The sequence below is a fragment of the Gordonia shandongensis DSM 45094 genome (assembly GCF_000423025.1).
GTDB lineage: Bacteria > Actinomycetota > Actinomycetes > Mycobacteriales > Mycobacteriaceae > Gordonia > Gordonia shandongensis.
Map to the genome: position 1 here is coordinate 39,317 of NZ_AUHE01000001.1, position 20,742 is coordinate 60,058.

The 20,742-nt window shown below is 69.4% G+C and carries 18 protein-coding genes; 3 read left to right on the plus strand and 15 right to left on the minus strand.

The window, feature by feature from the left end; genetic code table 11:
• Nucleotides 1-100: 100 nt before the first annotated feature.
• The 9 genes from G528_RS0100185 to mtrA form a co-directional block, all read right to left on the minus strand.
• Nucleotides 101-598 (minus strand): DUF6912 family protein, encoded by a 498-nt coding sequence (locus G528_RS0100185; protein WP_026917200.1) that lies wholly within the window; start codon nt 596-598, stop codon nt 101-103.
• A 13-nt stretch (nt 599-611) separates the two neighbouring features.
• Nucleotides 612-2,081, minus strand: a complete 1,470-nt coding sequence (locus G528_RS0100190; protein WP_026917201.1) for a wax ester/triacylglycerol synthase domain-containing protein — start codon at nt 2,079-2,081, stop codon at nt 612-614.
• 81 nt (nt 2,082-2,162) lie between these two features.
• On the minus strand, nt 2,163-2,660 hold the full coding sequence (locus tag G528_RS15910) for an Rv3235 family protein (RefSeq protein WP_245569626.1): 498 nt from the start codon (nt 2,658-2,660) through the stop codon (nt 2,163-2,165).
• Between the two features lie 51 nt (nt 2,661-2,711).
• Nucleotides 2,712-5,486: a preprotein translocase subunit SecA gene (secA, locus tag G528_RS0100200; RefSeq protein WP_026917202.1), complete on the minus strand. Its 2,775-nt coding sequence runs from the start codon at nt 5,484-5,486 to the stop codon at nt 2,712-2,714.
• Between the two features lie 245 nt (nt 5,487-5,731).
• Nucleotides 5,732-6,460 carry a ribosome hibernation-promoting factor, HPF/YfiA family gene (gene hpf, locus G528_RS0100210; protein WP_026917203.1) on the minus strand — a complete coding sequence of 243 codons (729 nt, stop codon included), beginning with the start codon at nt 6,458-6,460 and terminating at the stop codon, nt 5,732-5,734.
• A 273-nt stretch (nt 6,461-6,733) separates the two neighbouring features.
• Nucleotides 6,734-7,396: a ComF family protein gene (locus G528_RS0100215; RefSeq protein ID WP_026917204.1), complete on the minus strand. Its 663-nt coding sequence runs from the start codon at nt 7,394-7,396 to the stop codon at nt 6,734-6,736.
• A 168-nt stretch (nt 7,397-7,564) separates the two neighbouring features.
• Nucleotides 7,565-9,298, minus strand: a complete 1,734-nt coding sequence (locus tag G528_RS0100220; protein WP_035718504.1) for an LpqB family beta-propeller domain-containing protein — start codon at nt 9,296-9,298, stop codon at nt 7,565-7,567.
• Nucleotides 9,295-10,923, minus strand: coding sequence for an MtrAB system histidine kinase MtrB (gene mtrB, locus G528_RS0100225; protein WP_026917206.1), 1,629 nt, complete (start codon nt 10,921-10,923; stop codon nt 9,295-9,297). Before mtrB ends, G528_RS0100220 begins: the two co-directional genes overlap by 4 nt.
• A complete protein-coding gene (gene mtrA, locus G528_RS0100230) occupies nt 10,920-11,597 on the minus strand; it encodes an MtrAB system response regulator MtrA (protein ID WP_026917207.1) in 678 nt (225 codons plus the stop codon). The genes mtrB and mtrA overlap by 4 nt, the downstream gene beginning before the upstream one ends.
• Nucleotides 11,598-11,707: 110 nt before the next feature.
• Between mtrA and G528_RS0100235 the strand changes: the two genes are divergently transcribed.
• Nucleotides 11,708-12,340, plus strand: a complete 633-nt coding sequence (locus G528_RS0100235; RefSeq protein ID WP_026917208.1) for a dTMP kinase — start codon at nt 11,708-11,710, stop codon at nt 12,338-12,340.
• 71 nt (nt 12,341-12,411) lie between these two features.
• Here the strand turns inward: G528_RS0100235 and ahcY are convergent, their stop codons facing one another.
• The 5 genes from ahcY to G528_RS0100260 all read right to left on the minus strand — a co-directional run bounded on the left by ahcY (nt 12,412) and on the right by G528_RS0100260 (nt 18,397).
• On the minus strand, nt 12,412-13,902 hold the full coding sequence (gene ahcY / locus G528_RS0100240; RefSeq protein WP_026917209.1) for an adenosylhomocysteinase: 1,491 nt from the start codon (nt 13,900-13,902) through the stop codon (nt 12,412-12,414).
• A gap of 85 nt (nt 13,903-13,987) precedes the next feature.
• A complete protein-coding gene (locus G528_RS0100245) occupies nt 13,988-15,553 on the minus strand; it encodes an amino acid permease (RefSeq protein WP_026917210.1) in 1,566 nt (521 codons plus the stop codon).
• 80 nt (nt 15,554-15,633) lie between these two features.
• A complete protein-coding gene (locus G528_RS18335) occupies nt 15,634-15,771 on the minus strand; it encodes a MetS family NSS transporter small subunit (protein WP_156890306.1) in 138 nt (45 codons plus the stop codon).
• Nucleotides 15,768-17,360 (minus strand): sodium-dependent transporter, encoded by a 1,593-nt coding sequence (locus tag G528_RS0100255; RefSeq protein ID WP_026917211.1) that lies wholly within the window; start codon nt 17,358-17,360, stop codon nt 15,768-15,770. Before G528_RS0100255 ends, G528_RS18335 begins: the two co-directional genes overlap by 4 nt.
• A gap of 89 nt (nt 17,361-17,449) precedes the next feature.
• The gene (locus G528_RS0100260) at nt 17,450-18,397 is read right to left on the minus strand and encodes a cation diffusion facilitator family transporter (RefSeq protein WP_051198203.1); all 948 of its coding nucleotides are present in this window, start codon (nt 18,395-18,397) and stop codon (nt 17,450-17,452) included.
• 183 nt (nt 18,398-18,580) lie between these two features.
• Here G528_RS0100260 and G528_RS0100265 point away from each other — a divergent pair, with 183 nt between their 5' ends.
• Nucleotides 18,581-19,714 (plus strand): LLM class flavin-dependent oxidoreductase, encoded by a 1,134-nt coding sequence (locus tag G528_RS0100265; protein WP_026917213.1) that lies wholly within the window; start codon nt 18,581-18,583, stop codon nt 19,712-19,714.
• A 1-nt stretch (nt 19,715) separates the two neighbouring features.
• Nucleotides 19,716-20,372: a CE1759 family FMN reductase gene (locus G528_RS0100270; RefSeq protein ID WP_026917214.1), complete on the plus strand. Its 657-nt coding sequence runs from the start codon at nt 19,716-19,718 to the stop codon at nt 20,370-20,372.
• A 60-nt stretch (nt 20,373-20,432) separates the two neighbouring features.
• On the opposite strand, the gene G528_RS0100275 is transcribed toward G528_RS0100270, so the two are convergent.
• Nucleotides 20,433-20,726: a WXG100 family type VII secretion target gene (locus G528_RS0100275; protein WP_026917215.1), complete on the minus strand. Its 294-nt coding sequence runs from the start codon at nt 20,724-20,726 to the stop codon at nt 20,433-20,435.
• Nucleotides 20,727-20,742 lie beyond the last annotated feature (16 nt).

Here is a 20,742-nt window from a genome sequence, read left to right on the forward strand (position 1 = left end):
TGAGCCACGGTCCCGTCGGACCAACCTACGGTATCGTAGGTTAGCGTCTCGAGCCGCTCGGAGCGACCCCGCCGCCCCCGGCGCCCGTCGCGGCCCCGGGTCAGAGGAGATCGAGCAGGAAGGGCAGCTCCTGGGTGGCGTACCAGGCCAGATCGAAGTCCTCGACGTCGCCGATCGCCAATTCGCCGTCCTCGTCACCGAGATCGGCGGCGTCGACGGCCGCCACGGCGGCGGCGACGGCGTCCTGCGCATCGGCCCCGTCGACGTGCACCGCCACGATGTCGGCGACCGGGATCGAGCCGGCCACCCGCACGACGGCGTCGTCGAGGTCGGGACGCGGCGTCGCCTCGGCGTCGGCCACCACCACCGCGCGCCGCACGGGCAGCCCCGAGGTGTCCACGGCCAGCAGGCGCAGCGACGCTCGCGCCGCCTCCCGCATGGCCACCTCCGACAGTTCCTCGTCGTCACCCGCCGTGTGCGCCTCCCGGAGCGCCGGGGTCAGAGCGAAACCGGTCCCCCCGACCGGGTCGAACGATCGCCCCGGTTCGGCCACCAGGTCTTTGAGTGCCGCAAGGGTCGCGGGCAGGTAGACGCGCATCAGGTCCTCTCGATCAGTGGTCGTGCGGCGGCTGGCCGCTGGTCAGGAGTTCGTCGAGCGAGTCCGTCACATATCCGGCCATCGCGGGCAGATCGCCGACCACCGCACGATCGGCGATGAAGGCGAACTGCACGTCGTCGCCGTACTCGTTGACGCTGATCCCCAGCGCCCGCTGGGTGTGCAGCCCGGGAATCGTGTAGATCCCCCCGACCGGTGCGCCACCCACCCACTGCGACTCGATTCGCCGGGCGCTGGTGACGATCGGCACGTTGTAGGTCCGCTGAAACAACCCGGCGAAGGTGCGCGCCGAGAACCCGCCGAAGGGGACCGCACCGAGTTCGGGAAGCAGCGGACGAAGCCCCCGCGACACCCGCCGACTCGACTGTGAGTACCGATTCGCCAGCCCCGAGACCTGCATCAACCGCACCGACGGCGCATCCTCGCCGATCGGGAGGTCCGTGACGAACTCCGTCCCGCCGACCGCCATCCACGCTCCGGCCGGCTCGGTCCCCCCGGGCCCCGCTGCCGTCGACTCGGCTTCGGCGGCCAGCGGGTCGCGGGCGGCGAGGGGAAGGGTGGCGCGCATCGTCTCGCCGTGCCCCATCGTGTCCTTCACCGACATCGCCCAGCGCCGCAACGCCCCGGTGAGGATCGCGAGGACCACGTCGTTGAACGAACACTCGAAGCGGTCGGCGACCGTCGCGCACTCCGCGCGCGGCACCGCGACGAACGAGAACAACCGCGACGCGGTGGTGACCGCGTTGAGCGGACTGTCGGGCGCGGCGTTGACCATCTGGCCGACGGCGCCGCCGACGAGACGAGCGGAGCGGTCGGCCACCGACCACAGGTCGGCGACCGGGCCGTTGCCGCGGAGCAGCGAGTCGACCATCTCCCCCGGTCGCGCCATCACCTCGGCCATCGCGCCGGCCGCGAGCGCCGCCGCGCTCGGCGGTCGACCCGGCATCCACAGATCCTCGGCGAGGGGCTCGGGAGCCGGGACGTCGTCGCAGATCACCTCGCTGATCTCCGGATGCCCCGGCGCGAGCAGACAGCGATGCGACTTGGTGAGGATCGCCGACCGGCCGCCGTCGAGGCCCTCGATCAGATACATCTCCCACAGCGGGCGCGACCGGTCGAGCGGCCGCGACATCACCCGTGCGATCAGCTCCTGCAACTGCTCGGCGGTCCCCGGGTTCGGCAGCGCGGAGAGCCGGACGTGGAAGTTGATGTCGAAGTCGCGGTCGTCGACCCAGACGGGACGCGCCAGCCCCAGTGACACCTCGGCCACCCGGCGGCGATACCGCGGGGCCACCTGCAGCCGGTTCTCCACCAGCGCCACCAGGCCGTGGTAGTCGAGGGCACCGCCGCCGCGGTCGGCGGAGCCGGGCGGATCGAGGATCAGCAGCGCACCCAGATGCGCCGATGTCCCCGACCCGTCCAGGAAGTAGAACATCGCCTCTTCCGGCGACAGCCGATTCACCATGATGCCGCTCAGTCTATGTGCTGACACGGCCCACCGCCGTCGCGGGAGAGGTCGACCGGTCGCCGCTGCTGCGATGCCGCGTCACACGATGGTCAGTTCGGTGACCACCCACCTCGAGACCGCAATCCGGTCCCCGCGCGGGGTGCCGCGAACCGCGACTCGGACCCGCGTCAACTCGACGCGGCCGGCGACGGCGCGAATCCGGCCGCCGCGGGCGAAGGTGCCGAAGTAGTCGGCGCACGGACTGCCCCGGCCCGCGTGCCGCATCTGCAGGTGCACGCGGACGACGCGCGCCGTCGCGGCTCCGCGGGTCGACGTGCCGCGGTGACGGAGCAGGGCGGCGACCTGCGCGGCCAGATCGGGGGCCAGCACCCGTGTCAACTGGTCCGCCCGCCGACGTCCGTCGAGGACCTCCAGGGTCCACTGCACCGCCGCGATCACCGCTTGGCGGGCCTGGCCCGCCTCGACGGCGCCCGGGCCGGGCGGGCTCGGGGCGGCCGGGCTCGGGGCCGGCGGGCTCGGGGCGGCTGGAACAGGCGCCGGCGGGATCGGACTCGTCGAGACTGCGTTCACCGTCATACCCGTCAGACGCAGCGCAGGACGTTTCGGTTCCGCGACACTCCGCTCGTGTCAGCGACGCTTCTTCGCGCGCGACTTCGGCTGCTGTTTGGCCGCGGGCTTGCCCGTCGACCGGGCCGCCGCCCGACGCTCGCGTCTCGATCCGAGGATCTCCGCCGCCGCCTGCGCCGCGTACTCCTCGTCCGAGCCGTGCACCGCGGTCCCGCCGCCCTCGGCGGGTCCGCTGTAGGTCATCTCCTGGTCGGGCTGCTCCTGATCGCCGCCGAACGCGGCGCCGGCGAGCATGTCGCTCACCGAGGTACCGAGAGTCGGAGCGGGGGCCTCGGTCTGCACCTGCGCGTTGAAGATGTAGGTGACGGCCTCCTCCTTCATCCCCTCGAGCATGCCCATGAACATGTCGTAGCCCTCGCGCTGGTACTCCACCACCGGGTCGCGCTGCGCCACCGAGCGCAGGTGGATGCCCTCGCGGAGATAGTCCATCTCGTAGAGGTGATCGCGCCACTTGCGGTCCATGACGGTCAACAGCACCGAACGCTCCAGTTGGCGCATCGCGTCCTCGCCCGCGAGTTCGGTGAGTTCGGCCTCCCGGCGGTCATAGGCCTCCAGCGCATCCGTCACGAGCAGTTCGCGCAGCTCGTCACGGCCGACGTCGTCGCGTTCCCCGTACTCGTTCTCACCGACGGAACGCTTCGGGTCGAGCGTGATCGGGTACAGCTTCCGCAGTGCGTCCCACAGCGTGTCCAGGTCCCAGTCCTCGGCGTAACCGAGCTCGGTGGCGCCGTCGACGTAGGCGCCGACCACGTCGGCGACCATCGACCGCACCGACTCCCGGTGGTCCTCCCCCTCGAGGATGCCGCGGCGCTCGGAGTAGATGACCTTGCGCTGCTCGTTCATCACCTCGTCGTACTTGAGGACGTTCTTGCGGATCTCGAAGTTCTGCTCCTCGACCTGCGTCTGCGCGCTGCGGATGGCTCGGGTCACCATCTTGGCGTCGATGGGCACGTCGTCGGGCAGGTTGAGCCGGGCCATGATGGTCTCCAGCGCCGCACCGTTGAACCGGCGCATCAGCTCGTCGCCCAGCGACAGGTAGAACCGGGACTCGCCCGGATCGCCCTGGCGACCCGACCGGCCGCGGAGCTGGTTGTCGATGCGGCGGGACTCGTGGCGCTCGGTGCCGAGCACGTACAGCCCGCCGACCTCGCGGACCTCGTCGGCCTCTGTCGCCGCCTCCTTGCGGGCGATCGCGATGGCCTCGTCCCACGCCGGCTCGTACTCCTCGGGAGTGTTCACCGGGTCGAGACCGGCCTTGCGGAGTCGGGTGTCGGCGATGACGTCGGGGTTGCCGCCGAGCACCACGTCGGTGCCGCGGCCGGCCATGTTGGTCGCGACCGTGACCGCGCCCAGACGTCCGGCCTCGGCGACGATCTGGGCCTCCTGCTCGTGGAACTTGGCGTTCAGCACCGAATGCTTGACACCGCGTTCGCTGAGCTGGTTCGACAGGTACTCCGACCGCTCGACGCTGGTGGTGCCGATGAGGATCGGCTGTCCCTTCTCGTTGCGTTCGGCGATGTCGTCGACGACCGCCCGGAACTTCGACTCCTCGGTCTTGTAGATGAGGTCGGTCTGGTCCTTGCGGATCAGCGGCTTGTTCGTCGGGATGGGCACCACGCCCAGCTTGTAGATCTGCTGGAACTCGGCGGCCTCGGTCTCGGCCGTGCCGGTCATGCCCGCGAGCTTCTCGTAGAGCCGGAAGTAGTTCTGCAGCGTGATCGTGGCGAGCGTCTGGTTCTCGGCCTTGATCTCGACGCCCTCCTTGGCCTCGATCGCCTGGTGCAGGCCCTCGTTGAAGCGGCGGCCGTCCAGGACGCGACCGGTGAACTCGTCGACGATGAGGACTTCGCCGCGACGGACGATGTAGTCCTTGTCCTTGACGAACAGTTCCTTGACCTTGATCGCGTTGTTCAGATAGCTGACGAGCTGCGAATTGGCCGGCTCGTAGAGGTTGTCGATTCCGAGCTGATCCTCCACGAAGGCGACGCCGGCCTCGTGGACGCCGACCGTCTTCTTCTTGATGTCGATCTCGTAGTGGACGTCCTTCTCGAGCTGCGGCGCGATGCGGGCGAACTCGACGTACCACTTGCTCGACGAGTCGGTCGGGCCCGAGATGATCAGCGGCGTCCGCGCCTCGTCGATGAGGATGGAGTCGACCTCGTCGACGATCGCGTAGGAGGGCTTGCGCTGAACCAGGTCCTCCATCGAGTGCGCCATGTTGTCGCGGAGGTAGTCGAAGCCGAACTCGTTGTTGGTGCCGTAGGTGATGTCGGCGGCGTAGGCCTCGCGGCGCTGGTCGGGGGTCATGCCGGTGAGGATGACCGCGGTCTCCAGCCCGAGGTAGCGGTGCACGCGGCCCATCCACTCGGCGTCGCGCTTGGCGAGGTAGTCGTTCACGGTGACGACGTGCACGCCGTTGCCGGACAGGGCGTTCAGGTATGCCGGGAGCACACAGGTGAGGGTCTTGCCCTCACCGGTCTTCATCTCGGCGATGTTGCCGAAGTGGAGCGCCGCGCCACCCATGATCTGCACGTGGAAGTGCTTCTGGTCGAGGACGCGCCAGGCCGCTTCCCGGGCGACGGCGAACGCCTCCAGCAGCAGGTCGTCGAGCGTCTCGCCGTTCTCGATCCGCTCACGGAACTCCGCAGTCTTGCCCTGCAGTTCGGCGTCGGAGAGCGCCTCCACCTCGTCCGCGAGCGACTCCACGCTGGTGGCGATGGCGTCGAGGCGCTTGACCATGCGGCCTTCGCCCAGTCTGAGCAGCTTGTTGAGCACCGGCAATCCTCTGGGTTCTGAGTATCTGTATCCCCCACCGTGTCGCAGCGAGTGCATGGCGACAGGCAGAACTCGGTCCATGGTACGGGTCAACGCGCGGCGATGCGCCATGCAGGGACGGTCGACCGGCGATTCGGCCTCCGCCGGTGCCGACGGCACTGTGGCCGCCGCCGGTCACGGCGACGGCCACAGCGTGGTCGGATCGGCACACCGCAGTCGGCACACCGCCGGCGGCGCGCCGCCGGTCAGGCGAGGCGGATGAGCCCGTAGTCGAAGGCGTGCCTCCGGTACACCACCGACGGCTTGTCCGTCTCCGAGTCGTGGAAGAGATAGAAGTCGTGACCGACGAGCTCCATCTCGTAGAGGGCCTCGTCGACCGTCATCGGGGCCGCCGGGTGGTCCTTCACCCGGACCACCTGACCCGGCTGGTAGTCGTCGACGACGTCCTCGAACGGATCGGCGGGCGGCTCCGGATCGGTCGGCACGAGGTGCGGCGCGTCGGCGGTGGCCTCGGCGAGCGACAGGGGGCGGTGCATCCCGTCCTTGCGGATCCGCTTGCGGCTCTTGGCACGCCGCAGACGCTTGTGGAGCTTGTCGAAAGCGAGCTCGCTGGCCGCGTAGAAGTTCTCGGCCGCCGCCTGTGCACGGACGACGGGGCCGCGTCCGCGGCCCGTGATCTCGACGTACTCGCACTGCTTGGCCTGACGGGGGTTCGGCGCATGGAAGAGCACCACCTCGAATCGGAAGATCGAGGGGTCGAAGTGCTCGAATCGGGCCAGCTTGCTGCTCATGTAGACGCGGAAGTGGTCGGGGATCTCGACATTGCGCCCACTCATCGTGAGGTCTGCCTTGAGTTCTCCGGCGCTGCTCGTGTCCAGTGAATCGGGGAGCTGGAAAGCGGTGTCGTAGTCCACGCGTTCGGTGGGCGCCGCACCTCTCGGCTCCCGCTGTCCCTTGCGATGAACGACCGTCATATCGACATCCTCCTCAGGTTGCGCTCGTGCGACTCGAGCGTCGCATCGAGGTACCGTTTCGCTTGCCGCACCGCCGCTTCCGGGGATTGCGGTTCGGTGCGCGGACAGTGCCGCTGCAGTCGGACAGCGGAGGGGTTTCCGGCTCACGCAGATCAGCATCGGCGCGGTGGAAAAGGCACTCTCACCTCCCGGCACTCGATGATCATCACTGCCACTTCCGAAGGTATCCGCAATTTCACCGCGCGGCCACGTTTCTCGAAATCAGGGCCCGGATCAGGCATCCGTACAGACGACGACGGCGACCACCCGGGCACCGTGCCGACGCAGCACCCGCACGGCCTGAGCGGCAGTCGCCCCGGTGGTGAGCACATCGTCGACCACCACCGTCGGCGCCGCCGAGGACCGCACCGGTTCGGGCAGCGTCGCGGCGAGACGGACGGCGCCGGACAGGTTGGCGCTCCGCGCACCGGCACCGAGCCCCGCGGAGTCGCGGGTGAGGGCCGAGGTGACCAGTGCGGGCACCACCCGCACCGCGGGGCCCATTCCCGACGCGGCCTCGCGGGCGACGGCCGTGACCGTGTCGCCGCCTCGTCGTCGCGCCGCCGATCGTCTCGTCGGTGCGGGGACGAGTGCGAGCCCGGCCGCGTCGGGCAGGTCGCCCCACCGAGCCAGGGTCACCAGCGATCGGGTGAGGAGTCCGCCGAGGACGGGCACCAGATCGCGTCGACCGTGCTCCTTCACGTTGACCACCGCGACGCCCGCCGGCCCCCGGTAGCGGGCGCACGCCCACGTCGGCACCCCCGGATCGATGCGGGGGCTCAGCCGCCGAGGCACATCGCGCACCGCCTCCCGGCAGTGCCGACACCAGGCGACGTCCGGCCGGCCGCAGCCGCCGCATTCGAGCGGCACGACGAGGTCCGCGAGCGCGTCGATCACCGCGCGCCCCGACCGCCACCTCGCCGATCGCCCCGCCGCCGACCGCCCCGCCGCCGATCGCCCTGCCGCCGACCGCCCCGCCGGCCCGCCTGGATCCACCGCCACCGCGTCACCGTCGCGCACCGGACCGGCCGCTGTCACGACCGCCGTCCACAGCGGCCGCGCCGGTCAGCGTTCGGGAATCACCGGGATCGATCCGGCACCGGCGTCACGGCTCACCGGCGTCCAGTACTGATCCGGCCGTGCCTGGACGGTGCCGAGCTGCTGGACGCCCCGGTTGTCGCCGACGTACACCGACCGCCGCGATGCGGCGATCGCCCTGATCGGCGCCTTGAGGTTGCCGCTGACCAACTCGGTCGGCGCGGTCCCGGTGATGCTGGCACGCCACACCGGGCTCTCGTCGCCCTCGCGGGCCAGGTACAGGGTCTTCGCGGTCGCCCACGCCGCCCCGATCACCGGGGTGTCGATGGTCGGCGCGATGTTCTCCACACCCGTCAACGCCGGCACCCCGCGGTCGTTCGTCACCGCGACCGCGACGAGGAGCCTTCCGCCGACCACCAGCGCCACCCGCACGCCGTCGGGCGACACCCGCAGATCGGTGATCGGCCCGGGCGCGCTCTCCGCGACGGCCCCGACGTCGAGCGTCACCGACCGGGCCGAACCCGACGCGGGGTCGAAGTACCACTTGACCGGTTTGCCGTCCACCAGCGCGTATCCCGTCATCCGGTCGGGGCCGATCGACGGTCGCGACACCTCCCGCCCCGAGACGGCCTCCACCGTGGTCCCGCCGTACGGCCCCACGGAGAGGACCTGTCGGCCCTCCCGAGCGACGACCACGGCCATCGTGCTGAGGTCGTCGGATATCGCGGCGTCGCGGACGTCACGGGACGTGCCGAACTCGCCGGGCACGGGGACGGCCTGGCCGCCGGCCAGACGCACCAGCGCCCCGTCGCGCACCAGATGGACGGTCGGGGCGTTGTCGACGTCGGGGTCCGGATCGAACGACCGGACGTCGGCCGTCCGCCACCCGTCCTCGTGGTCGGCGACCAGCGGTGCACCGTCGGCGGTGATCATGTAGGTGCCGGCCACACCGGCGTCGTCGAGCGTCCACGCGATCTGCGCGGCCAGCACCGTCCGGTCGCGCATATCGGTGTCGGCGACGTTGCCGAGCGCGATCGACACGTCGTCGCCCGACACCGAGACCGGACTGGTCAGCGTCGACCCGCGATCGGCGCCCTGACCGGCCGCTCCGCTCAACGCCGGCGTCGGACCGGCCAGCAGTCGACCGACGATCAGCGACGGGTCGGGGTCGGGGCCGAAGAACCAGCGGGGGTCGGCCACCAGACGGGTCATCGTCCGGTCCGGATAGTAGAGGTCCACCTGCCGGTAGGCGGTGAGGAACTGGGAGCTGTCGGTGACCGTCCCGTGCGGCACATCGCCGTTGATCCGCCACTGGCCGCCGTTCCGGCGTGCCAGGGTCAACGCGAACACGGTGTCGCCGTCCTCCTGCCGCAGCGACCCCTCCGGCGTCAGCACTCCGATCTTCGACCCCGTGACGCGAAGGCGGACGGCGTTCTCGGTCCGTTCGTCGATCACCACGCCGACATCGCGGATCACCGTCAAATCGCCGCTGTCGTCCCACGTGCGGCCCGCCTGCGGGTCCAGGAACCGCCGTGCCGCACGATGCCCGTCGCCCGGATCGGACATCGCCTTGACGAAATTGCGGGCCACGCTCTCGGGGTCGTCGTCCTTGCGCGGCGCCGGAACGATGTTGGTGGGCCGCTGACGGTCGTAGGCCTGGATCGGCTGCGGTGACGACGAGTCGGGGATCGACACGCATCCGGTCAGCACGACGGACGCCGCGAGCAGCGCCGCCAGCAGCGCGATCAGCCGCCGCGTCATCGGCGTCCCTCCCGGATCGGTTTGAGCGGCAACGGGCTGCCCAGCAGTTTGTGTCCGCGGACCAGCGGGAGCGTCAGCCGGAAGCACGAGCCCTCCCCCGGTTCGCCCCACGCCTCGAGCCGTCCCTGGTGCAGCCGGGCGTCCTCGATGCTGATCGCGAGCCCCAGACCGGTGCCGCCGGACCGGCGGACACGCGACGGATCCGAACGCCAGAACCGATTGAACACCAGCTTCTCCTCCCCTGGTCGAAGTCCGATCCCGTGGTCGCGAACCGTGATCGCCACCGCGTCACCGTCCGAGCGCATCATGAGCTCCACCGGTTTGTGCTCGCCGTGGTCGATGGCGTTGGCCAGCAGGTTGCGCAGGATCCGCTCCACCCGGCGCGGGTCGATCTCCGCGAGCACGGGTTCGGTCGGCAGGTCGACGACCAGGTCGCTCCCGGAGTCCGCGGCCAGGACCGACACCGTCGACACCGCGGCTTCGACGGGGGTCGCCATGTCCATCGGCTCGGCGGCCAGCTCGGCCATACCCGCATCGTGTCGGGAGATCTCCAACAGTTCGGTCAGCAGCGTCTCGAATCGTCCGAGTTCCTTGTCGAGCAGTTCGACCGATCTCCGCTGGGCCGGGTCGAGGTCGTCGCGGCCGTCGTAGAGCAGGTCTGCGGCCATCCGCACCGTGGTCAACGGCGTCCGCAGTTCGTGCGAGACGTCGGAGGTGAACTGCCGCTGCAGTCCGCCGAACTCCTCGAGGTGGGTGATCTGCCGCGACAGACTCTCGGCCATGTCGTTGAACGACACCGCGAGCCGCGCGAACTCGTCCTCGCCGTTGACCGGCATCCGTTCGGAGAGGCGACCGTCGGCGAACCGCACCGCGATCCTCGACGCCGACCGCAGCGGCGCGATGACCTGCCGGGTCACCAGCCAGGCGATGGCGGCAAGCAGCCCGAGGAGGACGATGCCGCCGGTCAACAGGGTTCCACGCACCAGTGACAGCGTGTTCTGCTCGCTGGTGAGGGGGAACACGATGTAGAGCTCGAGGCCCTGGATCGGGCTCTCCACGGGGGTGCCGATCACGAGCGCCGACGTCGACTGATTGCGGCGCCGCACCGACGTGTACTGGTAGGCGACCTGCCCGCTGCCGATCATGGCGCGCAACGTCGCGGGCACCTCGCTGACGGGGCCGACGGCGGCCTCGATGTCGGTCGCATCGCCTTTGCCGGGTACCACCAGGATGCTGTCGAACGATCCGGCGGCGGCCGTCGACGACGAGCCGTCCACGTCTTGCGCCGTCAGGAGGGACCGGGCGCGCGCGAGCCGGTTCTGGACCGACGAGTCGGATTCCGCGCTGCCGAGCACGCGTTCGACGACCGCGCGGGTGCGGGCGATCTCATCGCCGGCGACCTCCTGTTTGGCGTCGAGCAGCCGCCCGGTGATCTGGCTGATCAGCAGGAAGCCGAGGATGAGCAGGACGACGAACGACAGCACGAGCGTCGAGACGATGACGCGGGTCTGCACGGATCGGCGCCAGATCTGGCCGGTGAACCGCGCCACGGACGCCACCGCCCGCCGAACCACCGCCAGAAGCCGGTCGATGGGCCCCCGGTTGATCCGGCGGCCACCGATCACGGCGGACCGGCCTTGTACCCGACCCCTCTCACAGTCAGCACGATCTCCGGGTTCTCCGGGTCGGTCTCGACCTTGGCGCGCAGGCGCTGGACGTGGACGTTCACCAGACGGGTGTCGGCCGGATGCCGGTATCCCCACACCTGCTCGAGGAGCACGTCGCGGGTGAACACCTGGCGCGGTTTGCGGGCCAGCGCCACCAGGAGATCGAATTCCAGCGGCGTCAGCGAGATCTGCACGCCGTCGCGCGTCACCTTGTGCGCGGGCACGTCGATCTCGACGGGTCCGATGGCGAGCATCTCGGCGGGATCGTCCTCGTTGCGGCGCAGGCGGGCCCGGATGCGGGCGACGAGCTCCTTCGGTTTGAAGGGCTTCACCATGTAGTCGTCGGCACCCGATTCGAGGCCCAGCACCACGTCGACGGTGTCGGACTTGGCGGTGAGCATGACGATCGGGACGTTCGAGTCGGCACGCAGGACGCGGCACACGTCGATGCCATTCATGCCGGGCAGCATGAGGTCCAGGAGGACCAGGTCGGGTCGGACCTCGCGGACCGCCGTGAGGGCCTGTGTCCCGTCGCCCACCACGAAGGGTTCGAATCCCTCGTTCTTGAGAACGATCGTGAGCATCTCGGCGAGCGCAGCGTCATCGTCGACGACCAGGATGCGGGGCTTCATGCCCCACATGGTGTCACCTGAACCACCCCGAGGGGTGCAACGACGCGCCGACGTCCGCCCGGCGGCGTGCCTGAGCCGCTCGCACCGGTGGCGCCCCTACACTGTGCCGCGTGGGTGTTCTGGTAGCGGTCGAGGGACTCGACGGAGCGGGCAAACGCACCATCGTCGGTCGGATCGAGGATGCCGCCGTCCGCCGCGGAGCGTCGGTCACGACCATCGCGTTCCCCCGCTACGGGGAGTCGATCACCGCCGACATCGCCTCCGAGGCGTTGCACGGCAGCCACGGCGATCTCCGCGACAGCGTGTACGGGATGGCGTTGATGTTCGCCCTGGACCGCGCCGCGGCTCGCGTGGAGCTCCGCGCCGCGATCGCCGACAACGATCTGGTGATCTGCGACCGGTATACGGCGTCGAACGCCGCCTACAGCGCCGCCCGACTGGGCGGCGGCGCCGACTCCGACGTGGTGTCGTGGGTGGCCGACCTGGAGTTCGGCCGCTTCGAGATGCCCGTCCCCGACCACCAGCTGCTGCTCGGCGTCCCGCCGGAGGTCGCCATGGGCCGCGCGACCGGCCGCGCGGCCACCGAGACCGACCGCCCCGTCGACTCCTATGAGCGGGACGCCGACCTGCAGCGCGCCGTCTACGGCGTGTACGGCGCCCTCGTGGAGAACGACTGGATGTCGACGTGGACCTGGGCCGACGGCGACGACGCCGTCACCGAGGTCCTCGCACTCCTGTCCTGACGCACGCCGCGCTCACGCGGTGCACCCGACCGCGAGAGGGAGGTCGGGTGCACCGTCTGGGCACCGGCGAGTCAGTACCGGTAGTGCTCCGGCTTGTACGGCCCCTCGACGTCGACGCCGATGTACTCGGCCTGATCCTTGGTGAGCTTGGTCAGCGTCCCGCCGAGCGCCTCGACGTGGATCCTGGCGACCTTCTCGTCGAGGTGCTTGGGCAGCCGGTAGACCTCGTTGTCGTACTCGTCTCCCTTGGTCCACAGCTCGATCTGCGCGATGACCTGGTTGGAGAAGCTGTTGCTCATGACGAACGACGGGTGGCCGGTGGCGTTGCCGAGGTTCAGCAGGCGGCCCTCGGAGAGCACGATGATGCTGTGACCGTCGGGGAACACCCACTGATCGACCTGCGGCTTGATGGTGATGCGGGTCATCCCCTCGGCGGCTTCGAGTCCCGCCATGTCGATCTCGTTGTCGAAGTGGCCGATGTTTCCGAGGATGGCCTGATTCTTCATCTTCGTCATGTGGTCGAAGGTGATGATGCCCAGGTTGCCGGTGGAGGTGATGACGATGTCGGCGTCGCCGATCGCATCGTCGACGGTGACGACGTCGAAACCGTCCATGAGCGCCTGGAGGGCGTTGATGGGGTCGATCTCGGTGACCTGGACGCGGGCGCCCTGACCGGCGAGCGATTCGGCGCAGCCCTTGCCGACGTCGCCGTAGCCGCAGACGAGGGCCTTCTTACCGCCGATGAGGACGTCGGTGCCGCGGTTGATCCCGTCGATGAGCGAATGGCGCGTGCCGTACTTGTTGTCGAACTTGCTCTTGGTGACGGAGTCGTTGACGTTGATCGCCGGGAAGTCGAGCTCTCCGGCGGCCGCGAACTGGTAGAGACGCAGGACGCCGGTGGTGGTCTCTTCGGTGACGCCCTGGACCGACTCGGAGATGGCGGTCCACTTGCCGGGATCGGCGGCCAGCGACGCCCGCAGGAGTTCGAGGAAGACCTTGTACTCGGCCGGGTGCGAGGCGTCGGCGGGCGGCACGACGCCGGCCTTCTCGAATTCGGCGCCGCGGAGCACCAGCATGGTGGCGTCGCCGCCGTCGTCGAGGATCATGTTGGCGTGGCGCGGCGTTCCGTCGGCGGCGGCGGGCCAGGTCAGCATCTGTTCGGCGGCCCACCAGTACTCGTCGAGGGTCTCGCCCTTCCATGCGAAGACGGGGACGCCGGAGGGCTCGTCGGGGGTGCCGTGGGGGCCGACGACGACGGCCGCTGCCGCCTCGTCCTGGGTGGAGAAGATGTTGCACGACGCCCAGCGGACCTCGGCGCCGAGCGCGGTGAGCGTCTCGATGAGGACCGCGGTCTGCACGGTCATGTGCAGCGACCCGGAGATCCGGGCGCCCTTGAGCGGCAGCACGTCGGCGTATTCGCGGCGCAGCTCCATGAGCCCGGGCATCTCGTGCTCGGCCAGGCGGATCTCCTTGCGGCCGTACTCGGCGAGCGTGAGGTCGGCGACCTTGTATTCGACGCCGTTGCGGGTCTCGGTGGTCAGGGCGCGGTCGGGCGCTGTCATGTGGGGCCTCTCGATCATGTATGCGGTCGTGCACGCTCGTACCGGCCCCGCCGACGGGGCCGGTACGTGTCTGTCGTCGTCTACGCTATCGCGATCCCGTCGCCTCGGGTCCGTCGCCCGCCGCGGGTGTCGGGTCGGCGTCGGAGACCCGGGGCGGGTAGCCGGGCAGTTCCTTGCGTTCCCGCATCCCGAGCACGGAGTGCTTCACCCCGTACCCGAGGTAGACGACCACGCCGATCATCATCCAGACCAGGAATCGGATCCACGTCTCGATGGACAGGTTGATCATCAGCCAGAAGCACGCGAGGACCGCGAGGATCGGGACGAACGGCACGAGGGGGACTCGGAATCCGCGGGTGAGGTCGGGGCGCGTCCGCCGGAGCACGACGACGCCGACGCACACGAGGACGAAGGCGAACAGGGTGCCGATGTTGACCATCTCGCCGAGGGTGCCCATCGGGAAGAAGAAGGCCAGTGCCGCCGAGACCGTGCCGACGATCAGGGTGATGCGGGCGGGTGTCCCGCGGCGCCCGGTCCTGGCCAGTCCGCGCGGCAGCAGTCCGTCGCGCGACATCGCGAACGCCACGCGAGTCTGGCCGAGCAGCATCACCATGACGACGGTGGTGAGCCCGGCCAGGGCGCCGATGTTGATCGCCCACTGCGCCCATGTGACGCCGTTGATCTCGAACGCCGTCGCGAGGGTCGACGTCACGACCTTGCCGTTCTCGGTGCGGTCGGCGAGGTCGGTGTACTTGACCATGCCCGTCAGCACGAGCGCGACCCCCACGTACAGGACGGTGACGATTCCGAGCGAGCCGAGGATTCCGCGCGGCAGGGACCGCTGCGGGTCGCGAGTCTCTTCGGCGGTGGTCGCGACCACGTCGAACCCGATGAACGCGAAGAACACCAGGGATGCGGCGGCCAACAGTCCGTACCAGCCGTAGTCGCTCCCCGCGCCGCCCGTCATCCAGGAGAACAGGGTCTGACGGATGCCCGAGTCGTCGCCCGAGGGCGTCTTCGCCTCGGGGACGTAGGGCGTGTAGTTGTCCTTCTTGATGTAGAACAGGCCGACGACAATGACGAGCAGCACCACCCCGACCTTGACGGCGGTGATCACGATGGACACCCGGGACGACAGTTTGGTGCCGAGGACCAGGAGTGTGGTGAGGACCCCGATGAGTGCCGCCGCACCCCAGTCGTACTCGTGGCCGCCGAGGATCACGGTGGTGCCGCCTCCGCCGATCACGTCGGCCAGATACGACGACCAGCTCTTGGCGACCACCGATGCGGCGAGCGCGAACTCGAGGATCAGGTCCCATCCGATGATCCAGGCGATGAACTCGCCGAAGGTGGCGTAGGAGAACGTGTACGCCGATCCGGCGACCGGGACGGTGGAGGCGAACTCGGCGTAGCAGAGCGCCGCCAGCCCGCAGGCGACCGCGGCCAGCACGAACGCCAGCGACACCGACGGTCCGGCGACGTTGCCCGCCGTCGTCGCGGTCAGCGTGAAGATTCCGGCGCCGACGACGACGGCCACACCGAACACGGTGAGGTCCCACGCCGTGAGATCCTTCCTCAGTTTGGTGTCGGGTTCGTCGGTGTCGGCCATCGACTGTTCCACCGACTTGACCCGGAACAACGGATTGCTCACGGCGGCTCCCTTTTTCGATTGTCTCTTTATTCGATTGTCTGTTTATTCGATTGTCTCTGTGCGTCGTGGCGTCCCGACCGCTACGTCGAGTCGGGGTCTTCGTCGTCGGACAGCTCACTCACCTCGGGGTGGGTGGTGAGGAAGGTGATGCTCGCCAGGAGTCCGCCCCACACGATCAGGGCGGCCACCACGAGCAGGACGATGGCGGATGCGGTCATCGGACACTCTCCTTCGACTCGGCGGACGACGGCCCCGAGCCGACGATCGGCCACGGGGTGAAGCTCGGATCGTCACGCCCCTTCCACCCGACCGCGGTGAGGACCGCGGCGAACACGAACAGGAATCCCACGGTCCCCCACCCGAACACGCCGACATACCAGGTCGGGAGGTCTTCGTAGCCGTCGACGATGAGGTCGTAGATCTTCTGGACCAGCATGACGGTGAGGAACAGAGGCGCGTACACGCCGATCACCGGCACCCACCACCAGCCGAGTTTGAACGTCGACACCGCGTTCAGGTGGGCGCGGAGCGTCTCGATGGTGCGCGCCACCCAGACGGCGATCACGCACATCGCGATCGCCGAGACCACGATGCCGATGTTGTTGGCGAACTGGTCGACGGTGTCGAGGGCGAGGAGTCCGGTCGTGGTGGCGAACAGGCCGAACGAGACGATCGCCGCGACCACGCCGACCGTCACCGACGCCGAGGTCCGCGACAGCCCGAACTTCTCCTGGAAGGCCACCGAGACGCCGAGCATCAGGGAGATCAGCGATGTGAAGCCGGCGATCGCGAGGGAGCCGAAGAACAGGGCGCCGAAGAACGCGCTGCCGGGCATCTCGGAGATCACCCGCGGGAACGTCACGAACGACAGGATCGGTCCGGTGAGGCCGTCGAGCTGCTCGTAGGTCTTGCCCTGCTCGTGGGCGAGGAAGCCGAGCGCGGAGAACACGCCGATGCCGGCGAGGAGTTCGAACGACGAGTTGGCGAACCCGACGACGAGGCCCGACGACGTCATGTTGGACTTGCGCTTCTGGAACGACGCGTAGGAGATCATGATGCCGAATGCGATCGACATCGAGAAGAAGATCTGGCTGTACGCGGCGATCCACACGTTGAGGTCGGAGAGCTTGTCCCACTGCGGGGTGAACAGCGCATTCAGTCCGTCGGAGGCGCCCGGCAGCGTGACGGCCTTGATGACCAGCGCGGCGAACCCGAGGACGAGCAGCGGCAGACCGATCACGTTGAGTTTCTCGACCCCCTTGGCGACGCCGAGGGCGAGGATGACGATGATCAGCGCCCACACCCCGATGAGCGGCCAGGCCACGGTGCCGACGAGCTCGCCGGACACCCCAGCCTCGCCCACCCGGAGGTAGTCGCCGGTGAAGAACTCGTCGGGTCTCTCACCCCACTTGGTGCCGAACGAGTAGTAGAAGTAGCTCAGCGACCACGCGATGATGACGGCGTAGTAGGTGGAGATCACGAACAGGATCGCCGTCTGGAACCACCCGAGGGCTTCGGCCCTGCGCCACATGCGGCGGAACGCCAACGGCGCCGCGGCACGGAACCGGTGCCCCACCGCGTAGTCGAGGAAGAGGATCGGGATGCCAGCGGTCACGAGCGCGATGAGGTACGGGATCAGGAAGGCGCCGCCACCGCCCTCGTAGGCAACACCCGGGAATCGCCAGATGTTGCCCAGACCCACCGCGGACCCGATGGCGGCCAGGATGAAGCCCCGGTTGCTGGTCCACGTCTCACGCCCCTGTTGGGGCCCCCGCGCCTGCGGGGCCGGCGACTGAGCTGCGGTCACTGGTGTGACTCCTTTCACGCGGGGGTCGATGATTGACGACGCTAGCGCATGCGGGTACCCGCCGATGTCGCATCGGGGTCACTCGGTCGTCACGTGTCGCGCCGATCGATGTCGGGTTCCAGGTAGATGACGCGAGCCTGGGGGACGACCGCCCGCATCCGGGCCTCGGCGCCGTCGATCGCGCGCGCGATCGACGGCGCGTCCGCACCGGGCTCGATCGCGATCTTCGCGGCCACCAGCAGCTCGTCTGGTCCCAGGTACTGGGTCTTCATGTGGATGAGGCGGTCGACGCCCGCACCCGGCAGCGCGGCTCGCAGCGCGCGTTCCTCCTCGTCGGTGGCGCCCTCTCCGATGAGCAGGCTCTGCATCTCGATGATGAGGACGACCGCGATCACACCGAGCAGCACACCGATCGCGACGGTGCCGACGCCGTCCCACACCGCGTTGCCGGTGAGCATCGTCAGGCCGACGCCGCACAGCGCCAACACCAGTCCGACGAGGGCGCCGGCGTCTTCGAGGAGGACCACCGGCAGTTCGGGGGTTCGCGAGTTCCGGATGAACTGCCACCACGAGGCGTCGCCCTTGAGCGCCGCGGACTCCTTGCGGGCGGTGGCGAAGCTGTATCCCTCCAGGCAGATGGCGACCACGAGGATCACCACGGCGACCAGCGGGGAGTCGAGGCCGTGGTCGCCCGCGTCTCGGATCTTCCCGATGCCCTCGTACAGCGCGAACAGCGAGCCGAGGGTGAAGATCACCAGCGCCACGACGAACGAGTAGAAGTACCGGTTCCGCCCGTACCCGAAGGGGTGCAGTCGGTCGGCTTCGCGTCGCGACCGGCGCTGCCCCAGCAGGAGCAGCCCCTGGTTGGAGGTGTCGGCCACCGAGTGCACGCCCTCGGCGAGCATGGACGACGATCCGGTGATCGCGAAGCCCGCGAACTTCGCGACGGCGATCCCCGCGTTGGCGGCGAGCGCCGCGATGATCGCGCGCGTCGCGCCGTGCGTCGAATCGTCTTCGTTCGATGCGGTTGTCGACATTCCGACCTCCCTGGCGGCGACGGCCACCGGTGCGGCCGAACTCGTCCAGAAGCGTATCGGTGCCGAACGGCGCGGCGTGCGTTCCGGGGTCGGGCGTCCCCGCCGGGAATTAACCGGACTACGGTCCGGTTACACTCGGTGAGACGTCTGAGAGGCAGACGCACCATACGAGGAGCGGCACCGATGCAGTTCGGAATCTTCACCGTCGGCGATCTCACCGCCGACCCCGTCGCGGGCACAACCGTCAGCGAGCACGAGCGGATCGCCTCGATGACCGCGATCGCGCTGAAGGCCGAGGAGGTGGGGCTGGACGTCTTCGCCACCGGCGAGCACCACAATCCGCCCTTCGTGCCGAGCTCCCCCACGACGATGCTCGGCTGGATCGCGGCACGCACCGAGCGACTCCGGCTCAGCACCGCCACCACGCTCATCACCACCAACGACCCGGTGAAGATCGCCGAGGACTTCGCGATGCTCCAGCATCTGTCCGACGGCCGCACCGACCTGATGCTGGGTCGCGGCAACACCGGTCCGGTGTATCCGTGGTTCGGCAAGGACATCCGTCAGGGCATCGGACTGGCCGTGGAGAACTACCACCTGCTGCGGCGACTGTGGCGGGAGCGCTCCGTCGACTGGGAGGGCCGCTTCCGGACCCCGCTGCAGGGTTTCACCGCCACCCCGGCACCCCTCGACGACACCCCGCCGTTCGTGTGGCACGGGTCGATCCGGTCCCCGGAGATCGCCGAACAGGCGGCCTTCTACGGGGACGGGTTCTTCCACAACAACATCTTCTGGAACGCCGAGCACACCCGGCAGATGGTCGAGTTGTACCGCCGTCGCTTCGAGCACTACGGACACGGCTCGGCCGATCAGGCGATCGTCGGTCTGGGCGGCCAGGTGTTCATGGCCGCGACCGAAGCCGAAGCCAAGCGACGCTTCCGCCCCTACTTCGACGACGCGCCGGTGTACGGGCACGGCCCCTCGCTCGAAGAGTTCACCGACATGACGCCGTTGACGGTCGGCACTCCCGAGATGGTCATCGACAAGACGCTGTCGTTCGCCGACTACGCGGGCGACTACCAGCGGCAGCTGTTCCTCGTCGACCACGCCGGGCTTCCCCTCGACCAGGTCCTCGAACAGGTCGAGATGCTCGGCCGCGACGTGGTGCCGACGCTCCGCAAGGAGTTCGAGCTCCGCCGGCCGGCCCACGTCCCGTCGGATCCCCCGATCCACGAGACCCTCGTCGCACAGGGTCCCGACTCGCCGCACCGGCGGGTGCAGCCCGCCGAGTCCGTCGCCGTCGCGGGGACGAACTGACATGGCCCGCACGCTGCTGGTGATCAGCGCCGGCACGTCGACGCCGTCGTCGACCCGCCTGCTGGCCGATCAACTCGCCGACGCCGTGACCGCCGGTGTCACCGCGCGGGGCGAGGAGATCGCGGTCGACGTTCTGGAACTCGGTCCGCTCGCTGCCCCGATGGCGACGATGATGACCAGCGGAGTCCCGCCCGCCGAGCTCGTCGCGGCGCATGAGCGCGTGGCGGCGGCCGACGGCGTGGTCGCCGTGACGCCGGTGTTCGCGGCGTCGTACAGCGGACTGTTCAAGATGTTCTTCGACACCCTCGACCCGGCGGCCCTCACGGGTGTGCCGGCGCTGATCGCGGCCACCGCGGGCACACCGCGACACAGTCTGGTCCTCGACCACGCCGTCCGCCCCCTGCTCGCCTACCTGCGTGCCGACACGGTGCCCACCGCGGTATTCGCGGCCACGGAGGATTTCGGATCCCCCGAGTTGGGCGCCCGCATCCGCCGGGCGGGGGCGGAGCTGGCGGGGCGTCTGGTGACGACGTCGGCGGTCGCGGGTTTCGGCGGCCCCACCGAGATCCCGGACGCGCCCCGACGATCCGCGGGCACCGACGATCTGGGGCCGGTCACCCCGTTCCGCGAACTGCTCCGCGGGCACACCGGCGACTGACGCCGTTCCGCGGGCCGGGTGCGGCGGGGCGGGCGGCACCGTGCCGCCCGCCCCGTCGCGTCACGCGGTGAAGGTCCGTCCCACCCGGACGTCGGTCTCCCTCATGGTCGTCGCCGCCTTGCCGACGCCGGTGCCGAGTGCGTCGAGCCGCATCCGCGCGTCGACGAAGACGCGGTCCCACCCCGCCTGCGCCTGTTGATACTGGGCTGCTCCGCCCGAGTCCCAATGCGATGCCAGTGCCGTGACCTGCTTCTTGAGTTGTCCGGAGAGCACCTCGAGCCGCTGGAAATGCCCGCGGAGGTCGCCCGAGAGGCCACCCAGCGATTCGAAGTCGTACCTGATGATTCCCGACATGAGGATCCTCCTGCTG